Source organism: Pedobacter sp. Leaf132 (assembly GCF_920984695.1).
Taxonomy (GTDB): domain Bacteria; phylum Bacteroidota; class Bacteroidia; order Sphingobacteriales; family Sphingobacteriaceae; genus Pedobacter.
Map to the genome: position 1 here is coordinate 367,467 of NZ_CAKLBO010000003.1, position 10,689 is coordinate 378,155.

Below are 10,689 nucleotides of genomic sequence, written 5' to 3' on the forward strand. Positions count from 1 at the left end.
AATAGAGCAAAAATAATGCAATGAAAAACGGAAGAAATGGCAACAAGATTTAATTTGGTAATATTAGCGTACAACATCTTAAAACCTTTACCGGATGATATGGATGTTAAGTGTGTATAGATTATAATTAATTTATATTTTTTGCTCTAATATGATGCTTAGCAGCATCTTTCAACGAAACGTTTCAGTAATCACTCAGCCAAGGGGAGGCTAATGGAAAATTTAGAACCTTCATTCAAACGACTTTCAAAACCGATTTTTCCGCCCATGCGTTCTGTATATTCTTTAGATAGAACTAAGCCAAGTCCAACGCCCTTTTCATTATTTGTACCATAGGTTGGCGCTGCTTTAATCGAAAAAATAGCCGACTGTTCACTCGCAGCCATTCCTATACCATTATCCATTACAGTGATGTTACATTCATTGTTAATAATTTCAGCGTTTATTTTAATCATGCCGCCAATTGCCGTAAATTTTATTGCATTATTGACCAAATTGCGCATTACAATCTGCAGCATATCTTTATCGGCTAATATCATAAGACGAGATGGAATTGTATTCTCAAATGTAATTTCTTTCTTCAGGGCAGTAACGCGAGCCATCTCTATCGTACTCTCGAGCACTTTCAAAACATTTATCGCTTCGAGCTGCGCAAATGATCCGCCCATCTGGGATTTAGACCAGTTTAACAAATTAGAGAGCATGGTGATGGTATGACTGGTTGCGGTTTCTAATGATTGCTCTATCAAAAGCCGCTGTTCATCGCGTAGCTTGTTTTTATTTAACAGAACAAGGTAGTTTTGAATATTAATTAATGGCGTCCTTACATCATGGGAGATGATGGACATCAAATTGTCTTTTTCCAAACTTCGTTGCTCCAACTCTTCTTTCTGTTTTAAAATTTGCTCATTGCTGCTTTCTAATGCAATTGTCTTTTGCAGGGCATTTGTGCGTTCTGTGTCATAGTTTCGCCTGATAAACCTGATAACAATATAAATAACAAATACTGGCAAAGGAAAAGCGGTCATCCGATCTAAATATTGTCCTTTAGGGGTATCAAAGGGATATTTTATAAACTCCGGATAATAATAGCCAAGGGTGTGCAAAACAAAAAACCAGGTTAAGTAAATCACAAGCCAGTTAAGATGATGCCTGTATGGTGAAATGACCAGTAAAACCAGCAAATAGGCTGGCCAGATGATGTCTGTTGAGCCGGCAATACCAGCGATGGCAAAATAATTTATTCCAAATATTAACAATCCCATCAACCCGAAAAGGACACTGCTGTGCGGTTTAGCTCGAAACCTGGAATAATAATATTGATAAGAAAAAAACAGACTGAAAAACATTGCAGAAATAGAGCCTACATAGAGACCTGCAAATAAATTATAAGGCGCATAAATCAATGTTGCTGCAATTAGGCCAAGGCTAACAGAATGAAATACCCTGCTTTCTAAGGAAAACTTTGTTGGGCTGCCAATAAGTGCTGACCAAAAATTCGTTTTTCCATTTTCAGCTGGAGCATAAAGAAAATCAAGATTAATGAATTTCGCCATAATTTAATTTAGGAATGATTTGATTCAGTTCATGCATAGATATAGTCAATACAAAGGCATCCTGCTATCTTGGGATTTATTGCCTTAAAGCTAACAAAGGGGCATTAAACTGAATGAAAGCTGAAATTAGTTATTTAATTGTGATTTGGAAAAACAACTTTTCTAAGCCTGTGTGTAAATAGTGCAATAATAAGATAACCAGCGATTTAAAAAACAGATAATTCTAATGTAAGGTTGGATAAACTATGCGCTATGATTTTTTTCGCTAAAAAAAATATCCTACATCCATTTACAGGGGTTTTAGTGCTACTAAAATAATTGTAAAAACCGCTGAACAATCTGCTGTAATTTCTGTTGACCTTATATTCATTTTTGCACTGAAACTCATTTTATCTCCCTAAATTGTTAACAAACCTTCCCGTACTAAAAGAGAGTAAAAGCTTAAGGTATTTTAGTTTCTTCTATTTATATGTTATGCAAGGCATTCCTTCGGGTTTTGCATTAACTGCTGTGGCAAATTATTTAGCCGCCAAGGGTTTATCATCTTATTCTGTTGGTTCGTTTATAGCTATTGTAGGTTTGCCATGGGTGCTTCAGTTTATCTGGGGTCCAATAATAGACCGATACCAGTTCTCTGTAATTGGTCATCGGAAACATTGGGTTGTGCTCACTCAAGTCCTAGCATTTGTTGCATCATTGGCCTTGATGATGGTTAACGATCCGGTTAAGCAAATTTCACTTTTATCCCTCCTTTTTTTTATCCATAGTAATTTTGCGAGCGTTCAGGATGCAAGTGTAGATGCAATGGCCATTTCTATTGTGCCCGAAGCAGAGCGAGGACGTGTAAATGCTTTTATGAGAGGCGGCTATTTATTAGGTATTGCAGCAGGTTCGGCGGGTTTATCTACCATTTTAAATCATTACGGGTTCTTTTATGCGGCAGCTACCCAATCGGCACTTTTACTTTTTTTTACTATAATAACATACATTATTAAACTCGATTCAGCGGATAATTACCTACCTGTTTTTAGACCAACACCTAGTGCAAATGATGTTCATTTAAATGATAATCCAAAATTAAAGTGGTTATTTATACAGTTGTACAAGGCGGTAACAGTAAAGAATAGCATGAAAACCTTTTTACAAATTGCAGTGGTATATACTTGTTTAAGCATATTTATAAGGGGGTTTTCGTTTCATTTGATTCATAACTTACATTGGGCGAATAACGCTGTATCTGTTTTGCAAGGTGGTTGGGGAACCATAGCAACCCTGATGGTTACCTTATTAGGAGGATATATGGCTGATAAAATTGGGCCAAAAATACTTCAAGGGAAGGTGATGTTCGTTATTGCGCTATTCCTGATTACTTTTTCACTCTTAGGGAGTTTTTGGTATTTAAAATCTGTTAGTATAACCGGTTTATTATTATTCAATTTCGCCGACCCAATGTTTAGTGTTGCTGCAATGCCGGTATTAATGTTGCTTTGCAGAAAGAGGATAGAGGGCTCGCAATTTACGGCTTACATGGCTATGGTAAATTTCTGCGATGTACTGGGTTCATACTTTTCTGGTTGGGCGATGACTTTTGCCTCTGCATCTCAGATTGGATTAGTTTGTGGTTTAATAATTTTATCAGTAATGATTTTTTTCCGAAATAGGCAGCGTAATATCTTATCTTCTGAGGTTTAGATTTCTGCAAATCTATCATTACCTTCTATGAATAGAAATGTTTTAATAACATAACGATTCAAATCTATCTAACTCTCAATTTTTAGCTTTGAACGCAATGGCTGGGCTAATGCAGGTCTTGATTTTTAGATAGTTGAGTTTGATATATGGGGAGAAAAATTTCCCTCTGCTCTGGTTAATAAAATATAAAAGGGGCTGATCATTACTATTTATGATGCAGCCCCTTTTCAATATTGCTATTACTTACGAAATGAATTGATAATTTAAGTTAATTCCCTGAATCTTTCACTTTCTCCACTACATCCTGGATGCTTTGGGGTAAATTTGAAAGCAGGTTGTAACCTGTTACACTTTCAATATCTCTTACTGATACGATGTAATCTTTCCAGCTTGCACTGGTACCGTTGATGTTTGGTGTATTAATTGCTATCACTCTTGTTGAAGAAGTTACGCGGCTTAAATCATTATCGCCCGTTTTCAGTAGCACTGCAACTTTCCAGACATTTGCAGGAACGGTTACTTTTCCATTGTTAATGGTATTCACAACTGATGCACTTGCGGAACCAATGCCACCAGTACCATAACTGCCCATAATTACATAAACTTCATAGCCATTTAAGGCCTGCCCGCGAAGGTAACTTTCGAACGATTCCCATGTTTTCTGATTATTGTTTGGTGCCTGCGGGATCATATTGGTCATCAAAAAAGTTGCTGAGTTGGCTGTGCTCGAACTGGTGCGGTCGCCACTTGGACAATTATGACCTCTATCAAAACCAGAACCTGAATAGCTATTACTCTGTACCTGATACCAATCTGTTGGCAAACCAGTAAAAGCAGCAAAATCGTCTTTTCTGCTTGCTGTGCCGTTGAAGTTATTAGGATCTAAGTGCCAGCTTACCCAATTAGGAATACCGCGGCTCATACTATAACTTTCTACATAATATTTTTGATCTATCAAATAGTTTTCTGATGAGACTACGGAAGCCAATGCGCCTGAAGGATTACCGAACAATGAGTTTGAATTGTCGCCACTTGCTGGTGGTGCATCTGCACCCGCTTCTGGTGTACCTCTCCCCGGAGTTGGGGGTGTTGCGTTTCCATTGTCCACGGGATCAGTATCAGGAGCACCTACGGTAATGCCAGGATCGCCAGTGCCTTTAAAAATTATATCATCAATATTGATTCGGGTGGTGCCTGCTTTTTTTATCTGAAAGCGAATTTTGCCTGTACTACTCACTTTAAATGAATCTGTTACTAATGTGGTACTGCTTTCAACAATATCTACACCCAGTTGTGTATAGGTTTTGCCGCCATCAACAGAGCTCAGTAGCTGCCATGTAGAATTTGCATCTGTACCGTATTTGGCATGCGATATGTAAATCATTTTAGCGCCTGCAATGTCAAAGTTCATGGATAAGTAACCCGTTCTTAATCGCACAGACTTGGTGCCATTCTTGGCATCAGCTGCAAGGTTGCCGATAAGAGCATCGCTCATTGTCCATTTGCCGGTTAATAGCTGCACACTGTCTAACGCATAGGCCCCTTTAGTGCCAGATTCGAAAGTCTCTGTAATGTTAAAAGCTCTTGGAGCTTGAGGAGGAGTTGCCGGCGTTTCGTTTTCAATTGACGTTTTTTTTGAACAGGCGGATAGAAACAGGATGCCAATAAATCCTGGATAGATAAGGATGTTTTTAAATTTCATTGTTTTTGAATGTCTAATGGGATGCGTTAATCAGATCATTCTAAAATGCATGCGAAGGTATAAAGAAAAGGCATTAGCCATGTTAATTTATTATTAACAAATTTGGATAAGCTTTTTTGTTCAGAGTTTCCTAATGTTTTGGTGGTTGTCTTATTGGAGATTCCGCAGGAAGTGGTCAACTTCTGGTGAGGAATTCAGATCTGTCCTCATTATTTCATAAACATTGTGGTAAAGTATTTCTGATTTAAACCTAAGCCTGCAATACTGAAACCAACAGTAGGTAATGGAGTGGGGTTAGTATTGAGGCATCCCAGAATGAATTGGGCATAAGCAACTCATAATATCAAACAGGCGTTTCCGATAAGGGAGCTTATCTAAATTTAGACCATAAAAAAAATACCGCATGGTTCAGAACCCTGTCTGCCAATTCGCTATTAATATCAAACAAATAATCAATGTTAAGAAGGCTTTTAAAAGCCCCTTATTTCAACTTATTGATAGCTAACTTTTCAACTTCCTGAAAAAAATATAAATGTAATTGAAAACAGTGACGCATTTTAGCTGGCAACATTAATATTCTATTACTATTTTGCCAACGGTTTTACCGCTTTCTAATAACGCATGTGCTTTTTTAAGATTTTCGGTGGTAAAGCCTTTCAGGTGTTGATTGATAGTTGAGCAGAGTGTTCCATTTTCAAACAATGATGCGGCTTCATTCAATATTTGGTGCTGTCTGCTCATGTCTTCTGTTTGAAACATGGAGCGTGTAAACATCAATTCCCAGTGGAAACTTACGCTTTTGCCTTTTAAAGCCCTCAAGTTAACGTTTTCTGTAGGGTCGCTTATTGAACCAATTTGGCCCTGTGGTTTAATCAGCTTGAGCATAGCATCCCAGTATTGGTTGAGATCCACAAAATCAAGAATGAAATCAACCTGCTCAAATCCAAGTTGCTGCACTTCCTGTACAAGGTTTTGATGGTTTACGATGAAGTCTGCACCCTGTTTTCTGCACCATTCTGCACTTTCTGGTCTGGAAGCTGTAGCGATGACATTTAATCCGGCAACTTTCTTAGCAATTTGAATCGCAATCGACCCTACGCCACCCGCGCCACCAATAATCAGTAGTGTTTTTCCTCTATCACTGTCATTTATCCGGATGCGGTCAAACAATATTTCCCATGCGGTGAGTAGGGTTAAGGACATGGCAGCAGCTTCAGCTGAAGTAAGATTTTCAGGTTTTCTGCCAACAATGCGTTCATCAACCAGTTGGTATTCTGCGTTACTCCCGCTTTTATTAAGATCGCCTGAATAGTAAACCATTTCTCCTTTGCTAAACAAGCTTACATCGGGGCCGGTTTCTTCAACGATACCCACTGCATCCCAGCCAATCACTTTTGGCTGCTCAAGCACTTTATCTTTTGCACTGTTTTGACGGATTTTAAAATCAACAGGATTGACACTGATTGCAGCAATTTTAATCAACAGTTCTCTGCCGCTGGCCGCTGGTTTTTCTGCATCGAAGGCAATAAAGCTTTCTGTATGGTTAATAGGTAAAGATTCCTTAAATCCTATGGCTTTCATTCTGGAAGATTCTGATTTTATTTATTAACAATAGTTACCCAGGTGGAATGCATAATTTGAGGTGTTCAACCTGATGGTGCTAATCTACCAGCTTGTGGGATTAATTTGATAATAGAGCTGTCATTTTAATTGAAGAAAATTTACTGTATCCCTCATTAATCTGGCAATTTTATAAAACCTCTAAATTTATCCATATTGAGGCAGTAAATGAATTAGAAAGATAATCAATTACTTGTTTTCTCAAATAGCAGAAAATGTTGCAAAGGCAAAAAATCACCGTTTTGAACCAGTTTAAAGCCGTTTGCCGCCAACTCTTTTTTTGCCTGTCTGATGCTCATCTTATGTTCAGCTTTAATGGCAACCGTTGGATCTTCCTCCTTGTATTCTAAAAGTAGCAGCTGTCCATTTGGTTTAAGGGCCTTTCTGAGTGCAGAGAGATAAGCCACCGGATGTTCCAGTTCGTGATATACATCCACCATAAAAGCTAAATCAATAGAATTTGGCGCTAAGTTAGGGTATAATTCTGTTCCCTTGATAATTTCTACATTGGTCAGCTTTTCTTCAGCGGTCTTTTTCCTAAGATAAGTTAAGGCATCGTTTTGAATTTCAACTGCATAAATCTTACCTTTAAGAATACGCCGGGCTACCCGGAAGGTATAAAATCCTGAACCCGCACCAATATCGGCAACAACGCTATTGCTTTTTAAGGGCATCGAGGCCAAAGCCTGGAGTGTATTTTCTTCCCTGATTCTGCTGTTTCGTTCGAGCCATTCAACCCCTTCAAAACTCATGACCTGGGCAATCTCCCTTCCTAAGTAGACCTTCCCGGTACCATTGGCGGATGGATTTTTATAGGTGTAGCTTGATTTGTCCTGAGCAGATGCAGTGTAGCAAACAATGTATAAAAAGAAGAATAGTAAGCGCTGGAACGTTTTCATAGAATGTTATTCTTTTATTGAACCAGCCAATCTTTTTTTAGGTTGATGGCTCGGTTTGTGCGCATCATAATCAAGCATAGTTTAAAAATTGACAACAGGGTTTCCGAAGAATGCTTCCAGAACTTTTTGAAATATAATTAATAATCATCATCGATTGGATTCTGCTCTGCTGAAATAAATCCTAAAATTATAAGTGATGCTGAAATGATGTAAAATGCGATTGGTGTGATTAAGAATGTGCTCATTGCAATAGGGTTTAGTTAGAGGATAAATATTTAGCTTCCAAATTGATAAAGTGGTTCATTTGGTAAGCTATTGGTTATTGAACGCAGAAGATGAAATTAAATTATGACACAAACTAAAATTTTTCAACCGGTTGTTTCTATTAAGTGGGGAGCTTTTTTATCCCAGTCTGGTTTAGTGTTCGCTATTTCAGCGGCCACTTTAACCTAAAATGGATAACAAAGACTTTGTCTGGAAATAAAGAACAGACGAAACCCTAAAAATAAAACCACTAAAAGAGTGGTCGTTCTTTGAAGTAATTTAGTGCAGCAAGCTATTTCGGTCTGGAGACCTGGGTTTTCAAAAGAGATTTAAGTGATCCGTTGGAACACTTAAACCAGGGGGGGTGAGTTGAACCTAACCAAGTGAATTGCCGAAATAACAGGAGATAAGGCTAAAAAGCGCCTTCTAGAGCATAAAAAAACCCCTTAAGAATGTCTCAAGGGGTGATTTATGTTTGTGGGCCCAGCTGGGCTCGAACCAGCGACCAAAAGATTATGAGTCTTTTAATTTTTCGCTCTAAATATCTGTAAATCAATGTTTTACAAATTTATTTTCAGATTTTCTTAAGTATTTATTAAGTATTTAATAGGGCATCAAAAATGTTTCTTTTACAATTTTCTGACTTTATAAATTTTAATGAAAATTTCGAGAGTATGGATTGTATTTAATGTTTAACATTTCGGAACAAATGTATCTGTGAATATTTAATCATGCATGTAATGAAAGACGCTAATTATTATGGTCAGGCATTCTGACTTATAGCAGTAATTATATTTTCTAGCGCCACAATTTGTTTACAATATTTCCAACTGCTACGGTTGACCGTTTCCGCCGGCTGCACCATATATTTGACCCGTTGAAAAACTCGCATCATTCGCTGCAAGTTGTACATATATCGAAGCCAGTTCTGCCGGTTGTCCCGGTCTTCCTAGTGGAGTTTCTTTTCCGAATTCTTTTAGTTTTTCTGGAGTAGAACCACCACCCATTTGCAATGGTGTCCAGATTGGGCCGGGTGCGACTCCATTTACCCTAATTCCTTTTGGACCAAGTTGCTTAGCTAGTGATTTAACAAAATTAGTTGTAGCTGCCTTTGTCTGTGCATAATCGTATAAATCAGGTGAGGGATCTGTTGCCTGAACTGAAGTCGTACCTATGATAGATGATCCCGGTTTTAAATATGGCAAGGCAGCTTTTATAATCCAAAATGGGGCATAAATATTTGTTTTTATGGTCCAATCAAATTGCTCTGAGCTGATATCTAAAATAGATGGATTTGATTGCTGGCGTGCTGCATTACTGATTAAGATGTCGAGGCCACCCAGCTGTTTGGCCGCCTCATCAACTAATTTCTTACAAAAACCCTCTTCACGAATGTCGCCAGGAATGGCAATTGCTTTTCTCCCTTCTTTTTTTATAAGCGCTAAAACTTCCTGAGCATCTGGTTCCTCTTGAGGTAAATAGTTAATCGCGACATCAGCACCTTCCCGGGCATATGCAATAGCCGCTGCCCTTCCCATTCCAGAATCTCCACCTGTAATCAAGGCTTTTCTTCCCATAAGTCGTCCTGAGCCCTTATAACTGGTTTCGCCATGGTCCGGTCTTGGAATCATTTTACTTGCAAGTGCTGGCCAGGGCTGATTCTGATGAGTGAAAGGCGGACGCGGGTACTTGGTCGTTGGATCTTGCAGATCATCCAATCTATCCAGACTTAAATTGGGTGTACTAGGCACTGCATTTCCCAAAAATGGAGTTGTGGCAACTGTGGCCATCGCTAAACCTAACCCTCCTAAAACTTTGCGTCTTGAAATTTTGTTGTCGTTATTCATAATATATGGTATAGATGTATAAAGACAACCTTCGTATTTTGGTTTAGTTTTGAAAACTTTGATTGATATGCAGTTCCTGGTAGATTTTTTTAAAACTTTTGTCTCTATCCCTACTGGTCGTTTCATTTATAAAAACTTAAATAATATGAGACATTTTAGAAGGTATAAGTTTAGAAGAAAATCAATTGGATAAACTATAGGTCCTTTCATTAATATCTCTTGCTGGTAAGTTGAAGTTTAATATGCTTGACACAGATATCAAACAGGCTAGTCGATGCTCTAAAGCTATTATTTTATTTATTAATATATCTTAGCTATTTGGATTGTACGAAGGAATTTTATTCTTCAAGGGTTGATTTGAGCAAAGGCCAAATTCGAGCTGAAATGATTTTGTAGCCCTCTTTATTAGGATGTACCAAGTCCGACATATTTAAATTTTTATTACCAATCACCTCTTCGAGCATAAATGGTAAAAAAACCAAATCGAATTTGTAAGCTAAGTCAGTATAAATATTTTGATATCCGCTCAAGCTTTGGTGCGCTATCCATTTAGGTAGTTCCATACCCAGGAGTATGATTTTTGAACAATGGTTTGCCAATCTTATTTTTTGAATTATTGATTCAATGTTGGCAGCCATTTTTTTTGGATCATATGCACGAAGTATGTCATTCGCACCAATACCGATAACAAAAATATCAATATAATCAGTCAATACTTTTGGGAGTCTCAGCAAGGCACTTTGGGTGGTATCACCACTAACGCCAGCATTCATGTAATTAAATTCAAAGCCTTCAGCTTTTGCTCTTTCTGCCAGCAAAGCAGGGAAAGATTCTAAAGACGGATTTGAAAGCCCATATCCTGCAGTAAGACTATCTCCAAAGAAAACAATACGCTTCATTTTTTTTTTGACGCTATTCATTATTATAAGGGTCAATATAGGTAATTTCAAAGGTAATTGAACAGACATTTAAGGTCAGGCTCAGATTGATTATCTATTGCCCCATCGACTTTCCTTGTTTATAAGTTTTCTAGCACCAAAAATCCGCACGAATTCCTGGCAATTGCTGATTGGCGGCAGCATTTATCGTAGTAAAAAGATTATGGAATT

Annotated in this window: 7 protein-coding genes and 1 tRNA gene; 1 reads left to right on the forward strand and 7 read right to left on the reverse strand. The window is 37.9% G+C overall.

Annotated elements, in window-relative coordinates; translation table 11 throughout:
* Positions 1–191: 191 nt before the first annotated feature.
* Positions 192–1,556, reverse strand: coding sequence for a sensor histidine kinase KdpD (locus LUA86_RS08895; protein WP_231460269.1), 1,365 nt, complete (start codon positions 1,554–1,556; stop codon positions 192–194).
* A 402-nt stretch (positions 1,557–1,958) separates the two neighbouring features.
* On the opposite strand from LUA86_RS08895, the gene LUA86_RS08900 reads away from it, so the two are divergent.
* Positions 1,959–3,248: an MFS transporter gene (locus tag LUA86_RS08900; RefSeq protein ID WP_231460270.1), complete on the forward strand. Its 1,290-nt coding sequence runs from the start codon at positions 1,959–1,961 to the stop codon at positions 3,246–3,248.
* A 268-nt stretch (positions 3,249–3,516) separates the two neighbouring features.
* Here the strand turns inward: LUA86_RS08900 and LUA86_RS08905 are convergent, their stop codons facing one another.
* The 6 genes from LUA86_RS08905 to LUA86_RS08930 form a co-directional block, all read right to left on the reverse strand.
* Positions 3,517–4,950, reverse strand: a complete 1,434-nt coding sequence (locus LUA86_RS08905; protein WP_231460271.1) for a DNA/RNA non-specific endonuclease — start codon at positions 4,948–4,950, stop codon at positions 3,517–3,519.
* Between the two features lie 570 nt (positions 4,951–5,520).
* Complete coding sequence (locus tag LUA86_RS08910) at positions 5,521–6,531, reverse strand: zinc-binding alcohol dehydrogenase family protein (RefSeq protein ID WP_231460272.1); 1,011 nt, start codon at positions 6,529–6,531, stop codon at positions 5,521–5,523.
* Positions 6,532–6,755: 224 nt separating this feature from the next.
* A complete protein-coding gene (locus LUA86_RS08915; protein ID WP_231460273.1) occupies positions 6,756–7,469 on the reverse strand; it encodes a class I SAM-dependent methyltransferase in 714 nt (237 codons plus the stop codon).
* A 742-nt stretch (positions 7,470–8,211) separates the two neighbouring features.
* Positions 8,212–8,290: transfer RNA gene (locus LUA86_RS08920), tRNA-Met, on the reverse strand.
* Between the two features lie 276 nt (positions 8,291–8,566).
* Positions 8,567–9,706 carry an SDR family oxidoreductase gene (locus LUA86_RS08925; RefSeq protein ID WP_231460274.1) on the reverse strand — a complete coding sequence of 380 codons (1,140 nt, stop codon included), beginning with the start codon at positions 9,704–9,706 and terminating at the stop codon, positions 8,567–8,569.
* 212 nt (positions 9,707–9,918) lie between these two features.
* Positions 9,919–10,548 carry an arylesterase gene (locus tag LUA86_RS08930; RefSeq protein WP_231460275.1) on the reverse strand — a complete coding sequence of 210 codons (630 nt, stop codon included), beginning with the start codon at positions 10,546–10,548 and terminating at the stop codon, positions 9,919–9,921.
* Positions 10,549–10,689 lie beyond the last annotated feature (141 nt).

Excerpts from the sequence above, each read along its gene's own strand:
- LUA86_RS08895 (WP_231460269.1), bottom strand. The coding sequence starts at position 1,556 with ATGGCGAAATTCATTAATCTTGATTTTCTTTATGCTCCAGCTGAAAAT.
- LUA86_RS08905 (WP_231460271.1), bottom strand. The coding sequence starts at position 4,950 with ATGAAATTTAAAAACATCCTTATCTATCCAGGATTTATTGGCATCCTG.
- LUA86_RS08910 (WP_231460272.1), bottom strand. The coding sequence starts at position 6,531 with ATGAAAGCCATAGGATTTAAGGAATCTTTACCTATTAACCATACAGAA.
- LUA86_RS08915 (WP_231460273.1), bottom strand. The coding sequence starts at position 7,469 with ATGAAAACGTTCCAGCGCTTACTATTCTTCTTTTTATACATTGTTTGC.
- LUA86_RS08925 (WP_231460274.1), bottom strand. The coding sequence starts at position 9,706 with ATGAAACGACCAGTAGGGATAGAGACAAAAGTTTTAAAAAAATCTACC.
- LUA86_RS08930 (WP_231460275.1), bottom strand. The coding sequence starts at position 10,548 with ATGTCTGTTCAATTACCTTTGAAATTACCTATATTGACCCTTATAATA.